At 76.5% G+C, this 20746-nt stretch carries 25 protein-coding genes; 13 read left to right on the top strand and 12 right to left on the bottom strand.

Annotation, left to right across the window (positions count from 1 at the left end):
* Positions 1-9: 9 nt before the first annotated feature.
* A complete protein-coding gene (locus ACU616_RS03355; protein WP_446757076.1) occupies positions 10-534 on the bottom strand; it encodes a hypothetical protein in 525 nt (174 codons plus the stop codon).
* Positions 535-633: 99 nt separating this feature from the next.
* Between ACU616_RS03355 and ACU616_RS03350 the strand changes: the two genes are divergently transcribed.
* From ACU616_RS03350 to ACU616_RS03335, 4 genes are all read left to right on the top strand, one after another.
* Complete coding sequence (locus ACU616_RS03350; RefSeq protein WP_446757075.1) at positions 634-1644, top strand: aldo/keto reductase; 1011 nt, start codon at positions 634-636, stop codon at positions 1642-1644.
* Entirely contained in the window at positions 1641-2429 is a 789-nt protein-coding gene (locus tag ACU616_RS03345) for an alpha/beta fold hydrolase (protein WP_446757074.1), read from the top strand. Before ACU616_RS03350 ends, ACU616_RS03345 begins: the two co-directional genes overlap by 4 nt.
* A 73-nt stretch (positions 2430-2502) precedes the next feature.
* The gene (locus ACU616_RS03340; RefSeq protein ID WP_446757073.1) at positions 2503-3006 is read left to right on the top strand and encodes an XdhC family protein; all 504 of its coding nucleotides are present in this window, start codon (positions 2503-2505) and stop codon (positions 3004-3006) included.
* Entirely contained in the window at positions 3003-4397 is a 1395-nt protein-coding gene (locus tag ACU616_RS03335; protein WP_446757072.1) for an FGGY family carbohydrate kinase, read from the top strand. The genes ACU616_RS03340 and ACU616_RS03335 overlap by 4 nt, the downstream gene beginning before the upstream one ends.
* 17 nt (positions 4398-4414) lie before the next feature.
* Here ACU616_RS03335 and ACU616_RS03330 read toward each other — a convergent pair whose 3' ends face one another.
* On the bottom strand, positions 4415-4588 hold the full coding sequence (locus ACU616_RS03330; protein ID WP_446757071.1) for a hypothetical protein: 174 nt from the start codon (positions 4586-4588) through the stop codon (positions 4415-4417).
* Positions 4589-4752: 164 nt separating this feature from the next.
* Between ACU616_RS03330 and ACU616_RS03325 the strand changes: the two genes are divergently transcribed.
* Positions 4753-4947 (top strand): hypothetical protein, encoded by a 195-nt coding sequence (locus ACU616_RS03325; protein WP_446757070.1) that lies wholly within the window; start codon positions 4753-4755, stop codon positions 4945-4947.
* A gap of 70 nt (positions 4948-5017) precedes the next feature.
* On the opposite strand, the gene hisN is transcribed toward ACU616_RS03325, so the two are convergent.
* Positions 5018-5869 (bottom strand): histidinol-phosphatase, encoded by an 852-nt coding sequence (gene hisN, locus ACU616_RS03320; protein WP_446757069.1) that lies wholly within the window; start codon positions 5867-5869, stop codon positions 5018-5020.
* Between the two features lie 22 nt (positions 5870-5891).
* The gene (locus tag ACU616_RS03315) at positions 5892-6068 is read right to left on the bottom strand and encodes a DUF2795 domain-containing protein (protein WP_446757068.1); all 177 of its coding nucleotides are present in this window, start codon (positions 6066-6068) and stop codon (positions 5892-5894) included.
* A gap of 54 nt (positions 6069-6122) precedes the next feature.
* Between ACU616_RS03315 and ACU616_RS03310 the strand changes: the two genes are divergently transcribed.
* The gene (locus ACU616_RS03310) at positions 6123-6659 is read left to right on the top strand and encodes a DUF2087 domain-containing protein (protein WP_446757067.1); all 537 of its coding nucleotides are present in this window, start codon (positions 6123-6125) and stop codon (positions 6657-6659) included.
* Between the two features lie 630 nt (positions 6660-7289).
* Here ACU616_RS03310 and ACU616_RS03305 read toward each other — a convergent pair.
* From ACU616_RS03305 to ACU616_RS03290, 4 genes are all read right to left on the bottom strand, one after another.
* Positions 7290-7721 carry a VOC family protein gene (locus ACU616_RS03305; RefSeq protein WP_446757066.1) on the bottom strand — a complete coding sequence of 144 codons (432 nt, stop codon included), beginning with the start codon at positions 7719-7721 and terminating at the stop codon, positions 7290-7292.
* A 9-nt stretch (positions 7722-7730) separates the two neighbouring features.
* Positions 7731-8603 carry a ribosome small subunit-dependent GTPase A gene (gene rsgA, locus ACU616_RS03300; RefSeq protein ID WP_446757065.1) on the bottom strand — a complete coding sequence of 291 codons (873 nt, stop codon included), beginning with the start codon at positions 8601-8603 and terminating at the stop codon, positions 7731-7733.
* Positions 8604-8743: 140 nt separating this feature from the next.
* Positions 8744-10024, bottom strand: coding sequence for a 3-phosphoshikimate 1-carboxyvinyltransferase (gene aroA / locus ACU616_RS03295; RefSeq protein WP_446757064.1), 1281 nt, complete (start codon positions 10022-10024; stop codon positions 8744-8746).
* Positions 10025-10064: 40 nt separating this feature from the next.
* Complete coding sequence (locus ACU616_RS03290; protein ID WP_446757063.1) at positions 10065-11528, bottom strand: NAD-dependent succinate-semialdehyde dehydrogenase; 1464 nt, start codon at positions 11526-11528, stop codon at positions 10065-10067.
* Positions 11529-11712: 184 nt separating this feature from the next.
* Here ACU616_RS03290 and ACU616_RS03285 point away from each other — a divergent pair, with 184 nt between their 5' ends.
* Entirely contained in the window at positions 11713-12459 is a 747-nt protein-coding gene (locus ACU616_RS03285) for an SOS response-associated peptidase (protein WP_446757062.1), read from the top strand.
* A gap of 61 nt (positions 12460-12520) precedes the next feature.
* Positions 12521-14017, top strand: coding sequence for a fused MFS/spermidine synthase (locus ACU616_RS03280; protein WP_446757061.1), 1497 nt, complete (start codon positions 12521-12523; stop codon positions 14015-14017).
* Between the two features lie 80 nt (positions 14018-14097).
* Here ACU616_RS03280 and ybaK read toward each other — a convergent pair whose 3' ends face one another.
* On the bottom strand, positions 14098-14571 hold the full coding sequence (gene ybaK, locus ACU616_RS03275; protein WP_446757060.1) for a Cys-tRNA(Pro) deacylase: 474 nt from the start codon (positions 14569-14571) through the stop codon (positions 14098-14100).
* A gap of 219 nt (positions 14572-14790) precedes the next feature.
* Here ybaK and ACU616_RS03270 point away from each other — a divergent pair, with 219 nt between their 5' ends.
* Positions 14791-15507 carry a sigma-70 family RNA polymerase sigma factor gene (locus tag ACU616_RS03270; protein ID WP_446757059.1) on the top strand — a complete coding sequence of 239 codons (717 nt, stop codon included), beginning with the start codon at positions 14791-14793 and terminating at the stop codon, positions 15505-15507.
* On the top strand, positions 15504-15839 hold the full coding sequence (rsrA, locus tag ACU616_RS03265) for a mycothiol system anti-sigma-R factor (protein ID WP_446757058.1): 336 nt from the start codon (positions 15504-15506) through the stop codon (positions 15837-15839). The genes ACU616_RS03270 and rsrA overlap by 4 nt, the downstream gene beginning before the upstream one ends.
* A gap of 86 nt (positions 15840-15925) precedes the next feature.
* Here the strand turns inward: rsrA and ACU616_RS03260 are convergent, their stop codons facing one another.
* The gene (locus ACU616_RS03260) at positions 15926-16000 is read right to left on the bottom strand and encodes a 50S ribosomal protein bL37 (RefSeq protein WP_014377707.1); all 75 of its coding nucleotides are present in this window, start codon (positions 15998-16000) and stop codon (positions 15926-15928) included.
* A gap of 176 nt (positions 16001-16176) precedes the next feature.
* On the opposite strand from ACU616_RS03260, the gene ACU616_RS03255 reads away from it, so the two are divergent.
* Positions 16177-17226, top strand: a complete 1050-nt coding sequence (locus tag ACU616_RS03255; RefSeq protein WP_446757057.1) for a biotin carboxylase N-terminal domain-containing protein — start codon at positions 16177-16179, stop codon at positions 17224-17226.
* Positions 17227-17357: 131 nt separating this feature from the next.
* Entirely contained in the window at positions 17358-17582 is a 225-nt protein-coding gene (locus tag ACU616_RS03250; RefSeq protein WP_446757056.1) for a biotin/lipoyl-binding carrier protein, read from the top strand.
* A 65-nt stretch (positions 17583-17647) separates the two neighbouring features.
* On the opposite strand, the gene ACU616_RS03245 is transcribed toward ACU616_RS03250, so the two are convergent.
* Entirely contained in the window at positions 17648-18463 is an 816-nt protein-coding gene (locus ACU616_RS03245; protein WP_446757055.1) for an esterase/lipase family protein, read from the bottom strand.
* Positions 18464-18650: 187 nt separating this feature from the next.
* Between ACU616_RS03245 and ACU616_RS03240 the strand changes: the two genes are divergently transcribed.
* Positions 18651-20213 carry a WS/DGAT/MGAT family O-acyltransferase gene (locus ACU616_RS03240; RefSeq protein ID WP_446757054.1) on the top strand — a complete coding sequence of 521 codons (1563 nt, stop codon included), beginning with the start codon at positions 18651-18653 and terminating at the stop codon, positions 20211-20213.
* Positions 20214-20222: 9 nt separating this feature from the next.
* Here ACU616_RS03240 and ACU616_RS03235 read toward each other — a convergent pair whose 3' ends face one another.
* Positions 20223-20729, bottom strand: coding sequence for a GNAT family N-acetyltransferase (locus ACU616_RS03235; RefSeq protein ID WP_446757053.1), 507 nt, complete (start codon positions 20727-20729; stop codon positions 20223-20225).
* Positions 20730-20746: the final 17 nt, after the last annotated feature.

The following is a 20746-nucleotide window of genomic DNA, read 5'->3' as shown; positions in this document are numbered from 1 at the left end:
CGGGCGCGCCTACGGGGCGTCGGGCATCCGCGCGGCCGGGACGTCGGGCCGCGGGGCCACCGGCCGCCGGGGCTCGCCGGCCAGCGCCGCCCGGACGTCGACCAGCGGCGCCACCAGGCCGGTCCTCGGCCGGGTCACCGGCGTGAGGTCGGGCGCGGTGGTGCGGGCGCGCCGGGAGGCCAGCGCCGTCAGCAGGTCCAGCACGGCCAGGGCGGAGGCGCCGACCACGACGGAGCGCAGCCGGCGCTCGCGCTCGCCGCGGCGGTTCTGCAGTGCCATGCCCAGGACGGTCAGGTCCACGGCGTCGCCGAGGACGCGGGTCCAGGCCCACCCGGGCCGGCCGGCGAGCAGGCCGGCGGCGTGCGCCAGCTCCCGGGCCCCGACGGCGGTGACCACCGGCAGGGCCACGGGGGAGTCGTCGACCCCGGCGAACCGGGCGACGCCCGCCGGGTCCACGAGCATCGAGGTGCCCAGGCCCAGGCTGGCCAGGCCGAGCAGGCGGGCGGTACGGCGGCGGGGCGGGCTCGAGCTCATGGGTCCTCCCGGAGGTCGCTGCCCGGAGCGGCTACCCGGTCGGACCGGGGCACAACCGGGCGGTGGCGGGGTGTCGCGCGCGGCGACGAGGATGCGGGCATGACCTCTCCCGTCGGTACCCGCACCCTCGGCCGGAACGGCCTCGTCGTCTCCGCGCTCGGCCTCGGCTGCATGGGGATGAGCCAGATGTACGGCACGGCCGACCGCGACGAGTCGGTCGCGACGATCCACCGGGCGCTCGACCTCGGCGTCACCTTCCTCGACACCTCCGACGTCTACGGCGACGGGCACAACGAGGAGCTGGTCGGCGAGGCGATCCGCGGCCGCCGCGACGAGGTGCAGCTGGCCACGAAGTTCTCCCTGTCGCGCAACGACCGCGGCGGCATGGACATCGACGGCCGCCCGGAGAACGTGCGGGCCCGCGCCGAGGCCAGCCTGCGCCGGCTCGGTGTCGACGTGATCGACCTCTACTACCAGCACCGGGTCGACCCGCAGGTGCCGATCGAGGACACCGTCGGCGCGATGGCCGAGCTCGTGCAGCAGGGCAAGGTCCGCCACCTCGGGCTGTCGGAGGCCTCGGCCACCTCGATCCGCCGCGCCGTCGCCGTCCACCCGGTCGCGGCGCTGCAGAGCGAGTGGTCGCTGTGGACCCGCGACCTGGAGGCGGAGGTGCTCGGCGTGGCCCGCGAGCACGGCATCGGCATCGTGCCGTTCAGCCCGCTGGGCCGCGGCTTCCTCACCGGCGCGATCCGCAGCCCGGAGGACTTCGGCGAGGACGACTGGCGCCGCGGCCACCCGCGCTTCACCGGCGCGGCGTTCGCCGCCAACCTGCGGCTGGTCGACGCCGTCCGGGCGATGGCGGAGGAGAAGGCCGTCAGCCCCGGGCAGCTGGCGCTGGCGTGGGTGCTGGCGCAGGGCGACGACGTGGTGCCGATCCCCGGCACCAAGCGGCGCCCCTACCTGGAGGAGAACGTCGGCGCGGCGGCCGTGCGGCTCTCCGACGCCGACCTGGCGCGCCTGGGCGAGATCGCCCCGCCGGGGGTCGCGCGGGGCGGCCGGTACGTCGACGCGTCCTACGCCTACGGCGACAGCCCCGAGCGCGCCGCGTGACCGTCTCCACCGGCACCCTGCGCGTGCCCGGCGCCGACGGCGTCGAGGTCGCCGTGCACCGGTGGGGCGCCGCCGGTGACCTGCCGCCGGTGTACCTCCAGCACGGCTTCGTCGCCGACACCCGGCTCAACTGGGTCGGCACCGGGGCGGTCGCGGCCCTCCTGTCGGCCGGGCGGGAGGTCGTCGGCGTCGACGCCCGCGGGCACGGCAGGTCGGACAAGCCGCACGACCCCGCCGCCTACGGGGAGGCCCGGATGTCCGACGACCTGCGGCGGGTGGCCGACGCGCTCGGCCACGACTCCTTCGACCTGGCCGGCTACTCGATGGGAGCGACGGTCGCCATGCTGACCGCGGCCACCGACGCGAGGGTGCGCCGGCTGGTGGTGTGCGGTGCCGGCGCCGCGTTCGTCGAGCCCGGCGGCCCCGAGCGCCGCTCGGTCCTCATGGCCGGGCTCGCCGCGGCGCTGGAGGCGGCCGACGTCGCCGACGTGCGCGACCCCGCCACCGTCTTCCACCGCCGGCTGGCCGACGCCCTCAACGCCGACCGGCGTGCCCTGGCCGCGCACGCCCGGGCGGTGCACGTCCACGGCGCGGACCTGGCCGCCATCACCGCGCCCACGCTGGTCCTCGCCGGCGACGCCGACCCGCTGGCGGTCCGTCCCGAGGTGCTCGCCGCGGCCATCCCCGGCGCCCGGGTGACGGTCGTCCCCGGCGACCACTCGACCGCGCTGCGGGCGCCGGCCTTCGCCGCGGCACTGGTCGGCTTCCTGGGGGAGGACACGTGACCGAGCTCGCGAGGTCACCCATGGGCACAGCACCGCCGGGCACGTGTCCGACGAGCGCCAGCGAGGAGGAGACGTGACCGACGCGACCTGCGGCGTCGCGCACGGGGCGCCGGCGGAGGCGCCCACCGGCCGGGTGCTGGTCGCCGTCTTCGCCTCGCCGGTGGCCGAGGTGCTGCAGCGCTGGGCGCCGGAGCTCGGCTTCCGCACGGTGCTGCTCGACCCCGACCCGGCCCGCGGGGCCGGCGTCATCGCCCTCGACGACCTGACCGAGGACCTCTCCGACGCCGACGTCGTCGTCACCGACCACCACCGTCCCGAGCTGGGCGAGGTGCTGCGCGACGCGCTGGCCCGCCGGGTGCGCTGGGTGGGCGTGATGGGCAACCCGCGGCACGAGGGCCCGCACGTGGCCGCGCTGGCCGAGCTCGGCGTCGCACCCGAGGAGGTGGCGCGGGTGCACCGGCCGATCGGCCTGGACGTCGGCTCGCGCACACCGGCCGAGATCGCGCTGAGCACGCTGGCCGGGCTGCTCGCCGACCGCAACGGCCGCAGCGGCGGCTTCGCCCACTCCCCCCGGTGAGCGACGTCCTCCTCGGCGCGGACCTCGGGACCAGCGGGCTCAAGCTGCTCGCGCTCGACGCCGGCGGCGCGCCCGTCGCCGAGGCGGAGGTCGGCTACGCGGTCGACCGCCCGCAGCCCGGCTGGGCGGAGACCGCCGTCGGCACGTGGCGCGCGGCTCTGGACGCCGCGCTCGAGCAGGTGGCGCCGGCCCTGCGCGGCGCCACCGTCCGCGGGCTGGGGCTGTCCGGGCAGATGCACGGCGCCGTGCTGGTCGACGACGCGGGGACGGCGCTCGCCCCGGCGCTGCTGTGGCCCGACCAGCGGGCCGCTGCCGAGTTGCAGCGGTGGCGGGAGCTCCCCGCGGCCGACCGCGCCGCGCTGGCCAACCCGCTGGTGCCCGGCATGACCGGGCCGCTGCTGGCCTGGCTGGGCGCGCGCCGGCCCGAGCTGCTGGCGCGGGCCGCCGGGGTGCTGCTCCCCAAGGACGCGCTGCGCGCCACGCTCCTGCCAGGGGCCGACTGGCGCCGCACCGACCGCAGCGACGCCTCGGCGACCCTGCTCTGGGACGTCCCCGGCGACCGCTGGTCGACGGCGGCCACGGCGGCCGCCGGGATCGACCCGGGCCTGCTGCCCGCCGTCGTCCCCGGGTCGACCGTGGCCGGCGCCGCCGACCTGCCCGCCGCCGGCCTGCCCGGCGCCGAGGTGCCGGTCGTGGTCGGCGGCGCGGACACCCCGCTGGCCCTGCTGGCGGCCGGCACGCGGACCGGCGTCCAGGTCAACCTCGGCACCGGTGCGCAGCTGCTCCGGCCCGGGTGGCGGCCCGCCCCGGCCACCGACCCGGTCGTGCACTCCTACGCCGACACCGGACAGGGCTGGTACGGCATGGCCGCGCTGCAGAACGCCGGCCTGGCCTGGTCGTGGGTGGGCCGGGTCCTGGGTCTGGAGGACGCCGAGCTGTTCGAGGTCGCGGCGGGCGTGCCGGCGGGGGCCGGGGGCGTCGTCTTCCGGCCGTTCCTGACCGGCGAACGCGGCGGGGTGGCCGGCCCGGACGCGCGGGGGAGCTGGTCGGGGCTGACCGCCGGCACCACGCGCGCCGACCTCGCCCGCGCCGCGGTGGAGGGTGTCGTGTTCGCCGTCGCCGCGGCGGCGGACCTGCTGGGCGGCGGCGGTCCCGTCGTCCTCACCGGCGGGGGCGGGCGCTCGGCCGTCGTCCAGCAGCTCCTCGCCGACGTCCTCGGCGTCCCGGTGCGGTACCTGCCGCTGCGCAGCGCCTCGGCCGTCGGTGCCGCCCTGCTCGCCGCGCGCGGCACCGGGACGGCCGTCGCGGCCCGGCAGGAGCCCGGGCGGGTGGTGGAGCCCCGCACCGACCCGGGGCTGCGGGCGGCGGCCCGCCGCTGGCGCGAGGCCTGACCCCACTGTGCGGTGGGTCAGGTGGGGCGGGGCCTGCGGCGGACGACGGCGAGCGGGTGGTCGTACTCGTCCGCCCAGGCCCGGGCCAGCGTGGCGGCCCCGGGCACGATGCTGGCGCTCGCCCCGGCTCCGATGACCGGCGTGCACCGTGTCCCTGCACCGCGGCCGTCCCTGCCGATCGCGGTCAGCACGACCTCGGGAGGGGCGTCCTCCCAGTGCCCGTGACCCCGCGGTGACGCCGTGGTGACACCGGTCGGCCACCCGTGCCGCCGAGCGCGTGGAACGGCGGTGGCCGGGGGACCGTTGACCCAGCAGCGGGGCCCGGCGCGGGCTCCGGCGAGAGGAGGAACGCGACATGGCGTCGGTGTTCGACAAGGTGGCCCAGTTCGCCCGCAGTCCCAAGGGCCAGCAGGCGCTCCGGCAGGTGACCACGCGGGCCCAGCAGCTGGCGAAGGACCCGAAGACGAGGGCGCGGATCGACGACGCGCGCCGCCGGTTCTCCGGTGGGCGCGGCACGGGCGGCACCGGGGGCACGACCCCGACGGTGTGACCCACCCGCACACGACGGCGGCCCCTGCCCGGATCCCGGGGAGGGGCCGCCGTCGTCGTCAGGGCCGTCGTCAGGCGCGTCCGTCGCCGTCCGCAGCCCGGGTGTCGTCAGCCGCCCGGGCCGCCGGCTGGGACGGCCGCAGGTGGGCCAGCGCGGCGTCGTGCAGCAGGCCGTTGGTGGCCAGCGCGCTGCCGCCGGCCGGCCCGGCCGCACCGGACAGGTCGGTGAACCGGCCGCCGGCCTCGCGGACGATGACGTCGAGCGCGGCGAGGTCCCACAGGGACACCTCGGGCTCGCAGGCGACGTCGACCGCGCCCTCGGCCAGCAGCACGTAGCTCCAGAAGTCGCCGTAGCCGCGCGTCCGCCACACCGACCGGGTGAGGTCGAGGAAGCCGTCGAGCAGGTCGCGCTCCTGCCAGCCGGACAGGCTGGAGAACGACAGGCTCGCGTCGCCGAGGTCCGAGACGCCCGACACGCGGCAGCGGGTGGCCGACTCCAGGCGCCGGCCGGTCCACGCGCCGACGTCCTTGGCCGCCCACCAGCGGCGGTTGAGGGCAGGGGCCGAGACCAGCCCGACGACCGCCTCGTCGCCGTCGAACAGCGCGATGAGCGTCGCCCACACGGGCACGCCGCGGACGAAGTTCTTCGTCCCGTCGATGGGGTCGAGCACCCAGCGCCGGGGGCCGTGCCCGGTGACGCCGAACTCCTCGCCCAGCACGGCGTCGCGGGTGCGGGCCCGCGCGAGGGTGGTGCGCAGCTGCTCCTCGACGGCGCGGTCGGCGTCGGTGACCGGCGTGAGGTCCGGCTTGGTCTCGACCGTGAGGTCGAGCGCCCGGAACCGCTCCATGCTGATCGAGTCCGCCTGGTCGGCGAGGACGTGCGCCAGGTGCATGTCCCCCGTGAAGTCCCGGCCCGGTGTCATGGGCACCGAACCTAGCGGGCGGTCAGTCGAAGACCGCCGCACTGACCCCGCTGGGACCCTCGTACTCCCGGTCGTCGATCTTCTCCAGCGCGTCCAGCACCTCCTTGCCGCCGCCCTTGGCGTGCTCGAGGATCTGCTGCTTGCTGGCCGGGTAGTCCATGCCCTTGAGGGCCTTCTGGATGTCGATGGGGCTCACCATGCCGGTCGGCCTACCCCCGCCCACGTGGCTCGATGCGCGGATACCGTCGCGGGCGTGGAGGCGGCGAGGATCGCGGGGCTGCTGGCCGACCCCGCCCGGCTGAGGGTGGTGGCGGCCCTGGCGCTCGGCGCCGGGACGATCGAGGAGGTCGCCGACGCCTCCGGGCTGGCGCTCAAGGACGTCGCGCTGGCTGCCCGCCGGCTGGCCCGCGGCGGGCTGGTGCGCCGCGACGGGCACACCCTCGAACTGCTCACCGACCGCTTCGGCGCCGCGGCGCGGGCCGCCGCCGAGGCCGCGCCGGCGCCCGAGCCGCTGTCGGAGGACCCCGCGGAGTCCGGCGTCCTGGCCGCGTTCGTCCGCGACGGCCGGCTGGTGTCCATCCCGGCCCAGCAGAGCAAGCGCCGGGTCGTGCTCGAGCACCTGGTGCGGGTCTTCGACGTCGGCGTCCGCTATCCCGAGCGCGAGGTCAACGCGCTCCTGGCCGTCTGGCACCCCGACACCGCGGCGCTGCGCCGCTACCTGGTCGACGAGGGCCTGCTCTCCCGCGCGGCCGGGCTGTACTGGCGCTCCGGCGGCTGGGTCGACGTCTGAGGACCCGGTCCGGGGGCGGCTCGTGCCGCAGGGCTCGGGTCGGGCACGCGACCTGCCGAGGCCCGGCTCGACGGGCCCGACGACGGGCTGGGCCGGGGCGCCGTCCTGGCGGCCGGGGCCCGAGGACCCGCTGGTCATCCTGGACACGGTCCGCCTCGTGGACCTCACGGTGGAGGACGCCGGACGCGACGGCGGAGGCCGAGTGGCGGGTCCCGTGACCCCGCCGCCTCCCGTGCCATGCCGACTCGAGGGCGCACCTCCCAGCGTGGGTGGTCGTGCTCTGCCCACACCTGTGGGCAGAGCACGACCACTCGCGGGACACGTGCCGGCCTGCGGGGTCACTCTCCGGACGTGTCCGACGCCGACGCCTTCCGCGCGCTCGCCCGCTCCTCGCCGTGGCGGTGGACGACGCTGCGGTTCACCGTGCGCTGGCCCGGTCACCCGTGGCGGACCGAGCCGGTGCGTGCGTTACTGCGGCGGCCCGCCGGCTCCCCACCGGGTCCGGCTGGACGTGGCGACGGGCGTCTGCGTGTGGGTCGATGACCCGGAGTCGCTCGGACCTGGCCTGGACGTGCGGATCGAGGCGGTGGACGAGCCGATCGCCGACGTCCGGTTCCGAGACCGGCCGCGCTAACCGAGCCGCACGGTCCCGTCGGCGTCGACCGACCAGCCGGGGTTGTGCGCGACCTCCCAGACGACGCCGTTCGGGTCGCGCACCAGCGCGTGGAACACGCCGCCGAAGGCGCCCTCCTCCGGCGCGGTGAGGACCGTGCCGCCGGCGGCGGTCATCGCGTCGACCAGCGCCCGGACGGCGTCACGGTCACCGACGTTGTGCGCCAGCGTCACGCCGGAGACAGTCGGCCGCGCCGGGCCGCTGCCGAGGTCCTGCGCGAACTGCCCCGCCTCGAAGAAGGCGAGCACCGTGCCGGGCGCGATCTGGAAGAAGACGATCTCGCCAGGGACGTCGAGCAGCGGCGTCCAGCCGAGGCCCTCGACGTAGAACCGCCGCGCCGCGTCGAGGTCGGCGGTGGCCAGGGTGGTGAAGTGCACCTGCTGTTGCATCAGGCCTCCTCAATAGCCGGGGCCGAGCTGGCCGACGGCGTCGAGCAGCCGCCGCACGCTGGCCAGCTGCTCGGCTCGACCCGGCGGCCCGGCTGCCGCCCAGGCGTCGAGCGCGCAGTCGGGGTCCTGCGCGGAGTGCCCGCAGCCGGGCGGGCAGTCGACGGCGGCCTCGGCGAGGTCCTCGAAGGCGCCGACGACGTCGTCGGCGGTGACGTGCGCCAGCCCGAGCGAGCGGATGCCCGGGGTGTCGACGATCGTGCCGCCGCCGGGCAGGTCGAACAGCACCGCCGACGACGAGGTGTGCCGGCCCTTGCCCACCTTGCTCACGTCGCCGATGGCCCGGTCGGCCGCGGGCACCAGCCGGTTGACCAGCGTCGACTTGCCCACCCCGGACTGCCCGACGAAGACGCTGGTGCGCCCGGCGAGGCGCTCGAGCAGCGGGTCCAGCGGCGTCTCGCGCGACATCGGGACCGCGTCGACGCCGAGGCCGGCGTAGCGGTCGAGCAGCGGCTGTGCGCTGACCAGGTCGGTCTTGGTCAGGCAGAACAGCGGCTCGAGCCCACCGGCGTAGGCCGCGACCAGGCAGCGGTCCAGGAAGCCCAGCGCCGGGTCGGGGTCGGCCACCGACGTGACGACGACGAGCTGCTCGGCGTTGGCCACGACCACCCGCTCGGTGGGGTCGGTGTCGTCGGCGGTGCGCCGCAGCGACGTCGTCCGGTCCTCGATGACGACGATGCGGGCGAGGGTGTCGGGCCGGCCGGTGGTGTCGCCGACCAGCCGCACCCGGTCGCCGACGACGACGCCGTGCCGGCCGAGCTCGCGGGCGCGCATCGCGGTGACCTCGTGCGGGCCGCCGTCGGGCGCCTCGACGCGCACGGTCATCCGCCCGCGGTCGACCGCGACCACCAGCCCCGGGACGGCGTCGGCGTGCGCGGGGCGGGTGCGGGTGCGCGGCCGCGACCCGCGCCGGTTGGGCCGGACCCGGACGTCGTCCTCGTCCGACCGGCTGTCGTGCCGGCGGCTCAGGAGCCCACCCCGGCGGTCGCGCCGAGCATCCCGGCCCAGCGCTCGCGGAAGTCCGGCAGCGTCTTGGTCACCGCCTCCGGCCCCGACACCCGGACGCCGTCGACGGCCAGGCCGAGGACGGCGGCGGCGTGCACCATGCGGTGGTCGGCGTAGGAGTCCACCAGCGCCGGACGCCCCGGCCCGGGGGTGACCACCAGCCCGTCGGGCAGCTGCTCGACCCGCGCGCCGACGGCGCTGAGCACCTCGTCCAGAGCCTGCAGCCGGTCGGTCTCGTGCCCGCGCAGGTGGCCGATGCCGGTCAGCCGGGAGGTGCCGTCGGCCAGCGCGCACAGCGCCGCGAGCACCGGCGTCAGCTCGCCCACCTCACCGAGGTCGGCGACCAGCGGGGCGATCCGGCCGGTGCCGGTGACCCGCAGCCCGTCCGGCGTCCGCTCGACCTCGGCGCCCATCAGCGGCAGAAGCCGCTCCAGCTGTGCCCCGGGTTGGGTGGTGAGCCGCGGCCAGTCGGGGACGGTGACCCGCCCGCCGGTGACCAGCGCGGCGGCGAGGAACGGCGCGGCGTTGGACAGGTCGGGTTCGACCACCCGGTCCCGTGGTGCGACGCGTCCGGGCGCGACCTGCCACCCGCGCCCGGTGGCGTCCACGTCCACCCCGTGCTCGCGCAGCGCGACGACGGTCATCTCCACGTGCGGCATCGACGGCACCCCGCCGGCCAGGGCGAGGTCGATCCCGTCGCCGAAGCGGGCGGCGGCCAGCAGCAGCCCGGAGACGATCTGCGAGGACTCGCTCGCGTCGACGGTCACCGCCCCGCCGCGGACGGCGCCGGTGCCGTGCACGGTGAACGGCGCCCGGCCGCGCCCGCCGTCGTCGACCCGGACGCCGAGGGCGCGCAGCGCCGCGATCAGCCCGGCGTTGGGCCGCTCGCGCAGCCGCGGGTCGCCGTCGAGCCGGACCGGGCCGTCGGCCAGCGCGGCCACCGGCGGCAGGAACCGCAGCACGGTGCCGGCCAGCCCGGCGTCGACCTCGGCCGGCCCGCGCAGCTCCGCGGGGGTGACCAGCCAGTCGTCCCCGTCGTCGGCGATCCCGACGCCGAGCGCCCGCAGACCGGCGGCCATGAGGTCGGTGTCGCGGGCCCGCAGCGGCCGCACGACCCGGCCGGGCCCGTCGGCCAGCGCGGCCAGCACCAGCGCCCGGGCGGTGATCGACTTCGACCCGGGCAGCGGGACGACGGCGTCGACGGGGGTGCCGCGGTGCGGCGTCGTCCAGACCTGGCTCACGGGGGACCATCCTGCCCCGTCCGGACGACGCCGCTCACGCTCAGCCGCCGAGCGGGCGGTCGGCCTTCTTCACCGGCACCGTGCGGACCAGCCGCCGGTTGGCGAACTCGAACATCGCCAGCTCGGAGAGCTCGCGGCCGTAGCCCGACCGCTTGACGCCGCCGAAGGGCAGCTCGGGGGAGGAGCCGGTGGGCTGGTTGATCCACACCATGCCGGCCTCGAGCCGCTCGGCCACCGCCCGCGCGCGGTCGAGGTCGCTGCTCATGACGGTGGCGCCCAGGCCGAAGTCGCTGTCGTTGGCCAGCGCGACCGCCTCGTCGGCGTCCTTCACCTTGTAGACGACGGCCGCGGGGCCGAACAGCTCCTCGCGGAAGGCCCGCATCTCCGGGGTGACGTCGGTGAGGATGGTGGCCTCGACGAAGGCGCCCGGGTGCTCGGGCCGCTTCCCGCCGGCGACGACGGTGGCGCCCTTGTCGATCGCGTCCTGGATCTGCGCGTGCAGGTCCTGCGCGGCGCGCTCGCTCGACAGCGGGGCCAGCGATGTCGACGGGTCGGCCGGGTCGCCGGGGGAGAAGGTCGAGAAGGCCTGCTTGAGGCCCTCGACGAAGGGCTCGTAGAGCTCCTCGGTGACGATCAGCCGCTTGGAGGCGGTGCACGCCTGGCCGGTGTTCTGCATCCGGCCCATGGTCGCGGCCTTGACCGTGGCGCCGAGGTCGTCGGCGTCGAGCACGATGAACGGGTCGCTGCCGCCGAGCTCGAGCACCGACTTCTTGAGGTACTTGCCCGCCAGCGCCCCGACGGCGCTGCCGGCCCGCTCGCTGCCGGTGAGGGTCACGCCCTGGATGCGCGGGTCGGCGATGACCTGCTCGACGTCGGCGATGCGCAGGAAGGTGTTGGTGAAGACGCCCTCGGGGGCGCCGGCGTCGGTGAAGAGCTGCTCGATGGCCACCGCGCACTGCGGGGTGATCTCGGCGTGCTTGAGGATCACGGTGTTGCCCAGCACCAGGTTCGGGCCGGCCACGCGGACCACCTGGTAGAAGGGGTAGTTCCACGGCTCGATGGCCAGCAGGACGCCGATCGGCTGGGTCTCCACGACCGCCTCGCCCTTGCCCATCAGCGGCGTGATCTGCGTGGGCCGGAGGAAGCCGGGGCCGTTGTCGGCGTAGTACTTGAGGATCATCGAGCACAGGAAGAGCTCGCCCGTGGCCTCCTCGTGCCGCTTGCCCATCTCGGTGGTGATGAGCCGGGCGAGGTCGTCGCGGCGCTCGTCCATGAGCTCGGCGGCCCGGCGGACGACGGCGGCGCGGTCCTCGACCGACCGCTGCCGCCACTCCTGGTAGGCCGCGTGCGCCCGGCCGACGATCCCGTCGATCTCCTCGGTCGGGGTGAACTCGAACTCCTCCTCCGTCTCGCCGGTGAAGGGGTTGACCGTCGCGTAGCGGCGCTCGGCCGAGTCGCTGGCGGTCTTCGGCTGCTCGTGCGGGGGGTTCTGGGTAGCGGTCACGGGTCGATCCTCGCTCCTGGACGGCCCCCGTGCAGGCTCCCGCCGCGAGCCTGCGAGCGGGTGAGGGCACGGGGGCCCTTCCCCGGTCGCGTGTCGGTGGGCGCCCCTAGAGTCGGGCGGGGACCGTACCGGGCGTCCCGTCCGGACCGACCCCGTCGACACCGACCAGCCGGGAGGACCAGCCATGTGCGGTCGCTACGCCGCCACCCGCCGTCCCGAGGACCTCGTGGTCGAGTTCGAGGCGGTGCCCGCCGAGGGGCAGCAGCCGCTGCCGGCCGACTACAACGTCGCTCCCACCAAGGACGTCTACGTCGTGCGGACCAAGCGGGAGCGCGACCCCGAGGGCAGCCCCACCGGCGCCGGGCACCGCGAGCTGCGCAGCGTCCGCTGGGGGCTGGTGCCCTCGTGGGCCAAGGACGTCTCGGTGGGCAACCGGCTGCTCAACGCCCGCGTCGAGTCGCTGACCGAGAAGCCCGCCTTCCGCTCGGCCGCCCGCTCCCGGCGCTGCCTGGTCCCCGCCGACGGCTGGTACGAGTGGCAGAAGAGGCTCGACTCGCCGGGCAAGCAGCCGTTCTTCATCACCCCCGCCGACGGGTCGGTGCTGGCCATGGCCGGCCTCTACGAGGTCTGGGGCAAGGGGGAGGACCGGCTCTACACCTGCACCGTGGTCACCGCCCCGGCCACCGGTGCCCTCACCGAGATCCACGACCGGATGCCGCTGGTGCTGCCGCGCGAGCGGTGGGCCGACTGGCTCGACCCGGCCCGCGACGACGTCGAGACGCTGGCCGAGCCGACCCCGCCGGAGCTGGTCGAGTCCCTCGAGCTGCGCCCGGTGGGCACCGCGGTCAACAACGTCCGCAACAACGGCGCCGAGCTGCTGACCCGCGTGGAGGGCACCAGCGCCCCCGCCGACCAGCCGGCGCTCTTCTGAGGAGCGTCCCCTGAGCGAGCGCGCGACGGCCGCGGGGACCACCGGGCCCGCCACCGGGGCCGTGCTGCCCGGCTGGGTGGCCGCCGGCGTCACGTTCCTGGCCTCCGGTGCCGTGCTGGTGCTCGAGATCGTCGGGCTGCGGCTGATCGCGCCCTACGTCGGCATCACCCTGCAGACCAACACCGCCGTCATCGGGTTCGCGCTGGCCGCCATCGCCATCGGCGCGTGGGCCGGCGGCGCGACCGCCGACCGCCGCGACCCGCGGCAGCTGATCGCGCCGCTGCTCGTGGCCGGCGGCGCGCTGGTGGTCGCCGTCCTGCCGCTGGTGCGCTTCGCCGGGTCGCTGCTCACCGGCGCCGACGCCGGCAGTGTGCTGCTGCTGGCCGCCGTCGCGATCGTGGTGCCGGCGTCGCTGCTCTCGGCGGTGCCGCCGATGGTGGTCAAGCTGCAGCTGGCCAGCCTGGCCGAGACCGGATCGGTGGTCGGGCGGCTGTCGGGCATCGGGACCCTCGGCGGGATCGCGGCCACCTTCGTCACCGGGTTCCTGCTCATCGCCGTCTTCCCGAGCAGCGGCATCCTCGTGGGCACCGGGCTGGTCACCGCCGTCGCCGGGGTCGCCGTCTTCGTGCTGCTGCGCCGCCGGGCGCCGGGGTCGGCCGGCCGGCTGCCGGCGGCGCTGCTGCTGCTCGCCGTGGGCGGGACGCTGCTGGCGGCGGTGGCCCCGACGCCGTGCGAGGAGGAGACGGCCTACCACTGCGCCCGCGTCGTGGCCGATCCCGAGCGCGCGACCGGGCGGGTGCTGCTGCTCGACACGCTGCGGCACAGCTACGTCGACCTCGCCGACCCCACGCACCTGGAGTTCGCGTACGTGCAGGCCGTCGCCGCCGTCACCGACGCGACGGCCCCGGCCGGGGAGCCGCTGTCGGCGCTGCACCTGGGCGGCGGCGGGCTGACCGTGCCGCGCTACCTCGCCGCGGTCCGGCCCGGCACGCGGAGCCGGGTGCTGGAGGTCGACCCCGGCGTGGTCGGGATCGACCGCGCGCAGCTGGGCCTGCAGACCTCGCCCGACCTGCAGGTACGGGTCGGCGACGCGCGGGTCGGGCTGGCCGCCGAGCCGGCGGGGGAGCGCGACCTCGTCGTCGGCGACGCCTTCGGGGGGCTGTCGGTGCCGTGGCAGCTCACCACGGTGGAGGCGCTGGAGCTGGTCGACCGCGCGCTCACCGACGACGGCGTCTACGTCGCCAACCTCATCGACCACCCGCCGCTGGCCTTCGTCCGCGCGGAGCTGGCCACGATGCGCCAGGTGTGGCCGCACGTGCTGCTGCTGGCCCGCGCGCCGGTGCTGGCCGGGGAGGACGGCGGCAACCTGATCGCCGTCGCCTCGCCCCGGCCGCTGGACACCGCCGCCCTCGCCGCGGCCCTGCGGGCGCAGGGCTCGACCTGGCAGGTCGCCCCGGAGGAGGAGGTGGCCGCCTTCGCCGGCGACGCGCAGGTGCTCACCGACGACGCCGCTCCCGTCGACCAGCTGCTCACCCCCTACGGCGCCCCCGGATCCTGAGCCCGTCTGCCCGCGATCATGGCGGCGTGACCACCGTGCAGGTCGCCGGAGTGGTCACGGCGCCGTGATCACGGTGGCCCTCAGCGGCCGATGGGTGCGGTGCGGGCGCGGGTCAGGCGGACCAGGTCGGCCGGCGGCAGCTCCACCTGCAGCCCGCGGCGGCCGGCGCTGACCATGACCGTGGGGAACGCCAGCGCCGACTCGTCGACCACCGTCGGCAGCGCCTTGCGCTGGCCGAGCGGGCTGATCCCGCCGACGACGTAGCCGGTCGTGCGCTCGGCGTCGGCCGGGTCGGCCATGGTCGCCCTCCGCCCGCCCGCTGCCGCCGCCAGCGCCTTGAGGTCCAGGTTCCCGCTGACCGGGACGACGGCCACGGTCAGCGCACCGTCGACCCGGGTGACCAGGGTCTTGAACACCCGCCGCGGATCGGCGCCGAGCGCGGCCACCGCCGCCTCGCCGTGCCCCTGGTCGCTCGGGTGCTCGGGGTCGTAGGGGTGCAGGGTGTGTGCCACCCGCGCCCGCTCCAGGGTCCGCACCGCGGGGGTCGCCGCCACGGGCCGGGAGCGTAGCGACGTCGTCGGGCGGTCGCCGCCGAGCCGGCCGGCCCGGGAATGCGCGCCGTCGCCGGCGCGGTTGCAGGGACCGTGAGCAGCACCGTCTCGAGCGCGCGGACCCGCGCTCCGCACCGGCGGCCCCCGGGCCGTCCCGACGCCGCGCGACTAGGATCGTCCGATGTGGTCGCCCGCCTCCGGGCGCCGCAGAGAGGACGGTCGGTGCCTGAGGAGTCCGCGGGCGGGAGCCCCGCCGTCGAGCCCGTCGAGACCCCGCAGGGACGGGCCGTCGGGGCTCCGGTGGACGTGCCCGAGGCCCGCGAGGGCGGTAGCCGCACGGAGGTCGCCGAGACCCGCGCCGAGCGCGACGCCCGGTTCGAGCGCGACGCGCTGCCCTACCTCGACCAGCTCTACCCGGCGGCGCTGCGGATGACCCGCAACCCCGCCGACGCCGAGGACCTGGTCCAGGAGACGTTCGTCAAGGCCTACTCCGCGTTCCACCAGTTCGCCGAGGGGACCAACCTCAAGGCCTGGCTGTACCGGATCCTGACCAACACCTACATCAACAGCTACCGCAAGAAGCAGCGCCAGCCGCAGCAGTACCCCACCGACCAGGTGCAGGACTGGCAGCTCTACGCCGCCGAGGAGCACAGCTCCAGCGGCCTGCGCTCGGCCGAGATCGAGGCGCTGGACCACCTGCCGGACTCCGACATCAAGGACGCCCTGCAGCAGCTGCCCGAGGACTTCCGGCTGGCGGTGTACCTCGCCGACGTCGAGGGCTTCGCCTACAAGGAGATCGCCGAGATCATGGGCACGCCCATCGGCACGGTGATGTCCCGGCTGCACCGCGGCCGGCGGGGGCTGCAGAAGCTGCTGGCCGACTACGCCCGCGAGCGCGGCTTCGTCCGCGCGGGCGCCGGAGAGGGGACCGGGTCGTGAGCGCCGAGCAGGAGCACCCGGCCGAGATCTCCTCGTGCGACGACGTCCTGTCCCACGTCTTCGAGTTCCTCGACCACGAGACCGACGACGCCCGCCGCGCGGTCATCGCCGAGCACCTCGAGGACTGCTCCGGGTGTCTGCGGGAGTTCGGCATCGAGCAGGAGTTCAAGGCCCTGGTCCGGCGCCGCTGCGGCGGGGACAAGCCGCCGATCGGCCTCAAGGACCGCATCAAGATGCAGCTGACCACCGTCTCGTTCGAGGAGGACGGCACGCACGTCAGCGTCGAGCAGGTGAGCACCGAGGTCGTGCGGACCGACTGGTCCGAGGACTGAGGGAGCCCCACGACGAGGCCCCGCTCCGGATCTCCGGAGCGGGGCCTCGTGGCTTCAGGCGCTCGTGGCTTCAGGCGCTCGTGGCTTCAGGCGTTGGGGCGCTTGCCGTGGTTGGCCTTGTTCCCCTTGCGGGAGCGCCGCTTGCGTCCACGCTTGGACATCGCTGCCCTCCTCTCCTCGTCGTCGGGTGGGTCGGCGGGGACCGCCGGTTCTGCCCCCAGGGTCCCACAGCCGGGGGAGTCGCCCCCGGCCGGTGCGGCGGGTGTCGGTCCCGAGGAGCACCATGCAGGGAGGCCGGGGGAGCCGACCCCGGCACCGGACGGGAGGACGCGCGGACGTGGCCCAGCACGGGATCGAGAGCGTGCTCGTGGCGGGGCGGGGGCCCGCCGCCTGCGCGGTGGTCGCTGCCTGCACCCGCCTCGGGGTCAAGGCGGTGGCCGTCTACTCCGAGGCCGAGCGGTCGGCCCGCCACGTGCGGCTCGCCGACGACGCGGTGCTGCTCGGGCCGGCCCCGGCCGCCGAGTCCTACCTGGCCGTCGACCGGATCGTCGAGGCCGCCCGCCGCAGCGGCGTGGCCGCCGTCCTGCCCGTGCCACCGGCGCTGGCCGGCAACGCCGCCCTGGCCGGCGAGGTGACCGCCGCCGGGCTGACCTGGGTCGGACCGCCGGCCGAGGTGCTCGAGCGGCTCGGGGGCGACGGCGTGGAGCCGGCCAGCGAGCACGGACTGCTCGCCCTGGTCACCGAGGACGGCCTGCAGTTCACCACGCCGGTGGCCCGCGACCGCGCCGCGGGCATCGCCCGGGTCTCCTGGACGCCCGACCCGGGCGGGGAGGTCCCGCCGGGGGCCAAGCGGCTGGCCGAGGTGGGCTGGCGGGGGCTGGTGACCGTGGGGGTCTCCGAGGACGGCGAGCTCGGTGAGGTCGCGGCCGGCTTCTCCCTCGACGTGTCGGTCCTGGAGCGGGCGCACCGGGTCGACGCCGTCGACCTGGCGCTGGCCGCGGCCGCCGGGGAGCGCGCGCCGCGCCGGCGGGTCCGTGACGACCACCCTCCCCGCGCCGCCGTCGCCGTCCAGCTGCGCGCCACGCTGCCCCCCGGGCGGGCCGGCCGGGTGACCGGCCCGCTGCCGGACTCCGGCCGGCTGCGCGGCACCACCGGCCAGACCGAGGTCGTGGCGGTCAGCGGCTACGACCCCGGCGACCGCCTCGACGGCTGGTACGACGCGCTGCTGGCCACGGTGAGCGCCGGGGCCGCCGACACCGCCACCGCCGCCCGGGCCGCCGGCGCCGCCCTCGCCGGGCTCCCGGAGACGGGTGTCCCGCACGACGGCGCGGAGGTGTGCGCGGTGCTCGACCGGCTCGCCGACGGGGACTGCGCACCCGGGAGCTGACGGAGGGCCGGTCTCCCCACCGGGGAGGACGCGGTCCGTGGCGGGACCCGGTACGGGAGCCACCTGCTCGGGACAGGAGCCGGGAGGGGCCGCCTGCTTGGATGGGACTCCCGGTCGGAGAGGAGTGGTCCGTGGCCGTCGAGGAGATCCACGCCGAGATGGTCTCCAGCGTCTGGAAGGTCCTGGTCGCGCCGGGTGCCGAGGTCTCCGCGGGAGACACGCTGGTGATCCTCGAGTCGATGAAGATGGAGATCCCCGTCCTCACCGAGCTCGCCGGCGTCGTGCAGGAGCTGCACGTGGTCGAGGGCGAGGTGCTCCAGGAGGGCGACCTCATCGCCACCGTCGTCGACGGCTGAGCCGCGCGGCTCCCGGCGCGCCCAGGCCGCTCGGCTCCGTCAGCCGGGTCCGTCAGCCGGCATCCTCAGCCGGCTCCGCCGAGCCGCGCGGGGGTCCGCCCGGCCAGCTCGGCCAGCCGCTGCCCGAGGATCCCGTAGACCCCCGGGTGGACGCCCATGCCGATGTGGCTGGAGTCGACCTCGACGTTGTCGGCGTCCGGGTCGACGCAGGCGTGCCAGTCGACCACCCAGTCGCTGCGCGAGTAGACCGAGACGTACGGGACGCCGGCGGGGAAGGGCCGGGTCAGCTCCTCGGCGAGCTCGCCGGCGCACCCGCCCTGCAGGCAGTCGTCGTGGAACAGACCCGGGACACCCGCGGTGCCCAGCGCGGCGACCAGCCGCACCTGAGCGGCGACGAGCGGGTTGATCGCCATGTGGTCGACGTTCGGGCTGCCCAGGGTCACGATCCCGCTGACGCGGTCGGGCCGGCGCACGGCCATGAGCTTGGCGAACAGTCCGCCCCGGCTCTGGCCGACGATCGCCGCGGGCCGCCCCGTCCGGTCGGTGAACTCGATCAGGCGGCGCTCCAGGCGCTCGACCGCTGCGCGGGTGCAGTCGACGTTGGCGCGGATCTGCGAGGTGCACGTCCGGTAGCCCCGGGCGCGCAGCCAGCGCTCCAGCACCGACAGCGACGGGTCGCCGGCCAGGAAGCCGGGCACGAGCAGCACCGGCAGGCCGCCGCCGTCCGGGACGTCCCGGCCGCGCCACACGGGGGAGCGCAGGAGGGCGGCCATCTCCCGCCACGGCCGCTGCGCCGCCAGCAGCGCGACGACCGGGGAGGCGCCGGTCCACGGGGGAGCATCCCCGGCCGGTGCCCGGTGGAGCGGTGGCGCTGTGCCCATGTCGTGTCCTCGTCCCCGTCCGTGTGCCGGGACGGCGCGGCACCCACCTCCGGGCGCCGGGGGCGCTCGTCTCGCACGCAGGAGTGTGACTCCTGGCACACTCCTGCACACTCCGGGGGCCACCCGGGGCGCGTCGCGGGTGGGGCGCGGTCCGTGGTCCCCGCCGCCGACGCGAGGGGCAGGGACGATGAAACAGCTGTCGGGGCTCGACGCGACGTTCCTGCACCTCGAGACCTCCGCGCAGTTCGGCCACGTCTCGAGCGTGTCGGTCTACTCCCGCCCGGACGACCCGGACTACCGGCCCTACGACGCCTGGCGGGCCCAGCTGCAGCAGCGGCTGCACCTGCTCGAGCCGCTGCGCCGGCGCCTGGCCGAGGTGCCCCTGGGCCTGGACCACCCGTACTGGGTGGCCGACCCCGCCTTCGACCTCGACTTCCACGTGCGGCACACGGCCGTCCCACCGCCGGGCACCGACGACCAGCTCGCGGCGCTGGCCGCCCGCCTGGTCTCGCGGCCGCTGGACCGGCGCAAGCCGCTGTGGCTGTCCTACGTCATCGAGGGCCTGGCCGACCGCCGGTTCGCCGTCCTGACGATCGTCCACCACGCCACGATCGACGGGGCGTCCGGCGTGGAGCTGATGACGCTGATGCTCGACGACCGTCCCGAGGGCGGCACCGTGCCGCCGGAGACCGAGCCGTGGACGCCCGAGCGGCCGCCCGGCGACCTGGAGATGCTGGCCCGCGGCGCGCTCGGCCTGGCCCGCAAGCCCGCGCGAGGGGTGCTGCTCGCCGCGTGGAGCGCCCGGGAGATCGGCCGGGCGACGCGCAACCCGGTGCTGGTGCGGGCCGCCAACGACGTCCGCCGGAGCCTGCGCGGCCCGCTGGGCACGGTGCTCAACCTCGGCCGCTCCCGCCCCGAGGAGCCCGACCAGCCGCCACCGCTGCCCAGCGTCCGGCCGCCGCGCACACCGTTCAACGGACCCGTGACCCCGCACCGGAAGCTCGCCATCCGGTCGACGTCGCTCGACGTGGTCAAGCAGGTGAAGTCGGCCCTCGGCGTCACCGTCAACGACGTCGTCATGGCCGCGTGCGCCGGCGGGCTGCGCACCTTCCTCGACCGCCGCGGGGCACTGCCCACCGACCCGCTCGTGGCGCTCGTCCCGGTCTCGGTGCGGACCGGGGAGGAGACCGACCGCTGGACCAACCGGGTGTCGATGCTCTCGGCCGTCCTGCCCACCGACGAGCCCGATCCGGTCCAGCGGGTCCGGCGCGTGCACGAGGCGATGTCCACGAGCAAGGAGCTCTTCTCCGCGCTCCCCGCCGAGCGGCTCACCGACTTCGCCGAGTTCCCGCCGCCGGCGGTCTTCGCGCGGGCGATGCGGCTGGCCGCCCGGCTGCGCCTGGGCTCGCGGCTGGCGCCGGGCAACCTCGTCATCTCCAACGTGCCCGGCCCGCGCACCCCGCTCTACGCCGCCGGCGCGCGGCTGGAGCACTACTACCCGGTCTCGACCATCATCGAGGGCCAGGGCCTCAACATCACGGTGCAGAGCTACCTCGACCGCCTCGACTGGGGCCTGGTCTCGTGCGCCGAGCTGCTGCCGGACGTCGACGTGCTGCTCGGCGACGTCCTCGACGACCTCGACGCCCTCGCCGCCGCGGCGGGCGTGGCGCCGCCGGAGGCCCCGCCGGCCGCCCCCGCGCCCCGCCGTCCGGCCCGGCCCCGCAGCGGAGCGGCCCGCGCCCGGAGCTGAGCGGGCTGTTCAGAGGTCGAGCGCGTAGACCAGCAGGTCGATGCCCGGCTGCGGGGCCCAGTCGCGCCCGGGCAGCCGGGTGAAGCCGAGCCGGGCGTAGAGCCGGTGCGCGGCGGTCATCACCGGGTCGGTGGAGAGCACCACCCGCCGCTTGCCGGCCGCCCGCGCCCGCGCCAGGCACTCGGTGACCAGCAGCTCCCCGACGCCGCGCCCCCGCGCGCCGGGGTCGACGACGAGCATCCGGAACGCCGCCTCGTCCTCCGACTCGGTGGTCTCGCCGAAGTCGCCCTCGAGGACCAGGGCCACCGCGCCGACCAGGTGACGGCCCACCCGGGCCACGAGCAGCTGCGACCGGCCGGCGCGGCCCTCGACGTCGGCGAGCTGCGGCAGGTAGGCGTCCGAGGCCAGCCCCTCGTCGCGGTACACGCCGACGGTGAGCGCCGCGATGGCCGGGAAGTCGGCGAGCACGGCGTCCTCGACGGTCACGGGGGGCGGAGCGGGGGAGGGGAGAGCCACGGGTGGCCAGCCTAGGG

The organism is Geodermatophilus sp. URMC 62, assembly GCF_052931475.1.
Note: the sequence above shows the minus strand (reverse complement) of the source record. Positions and strands in the feature narration are given on the sequence as shown.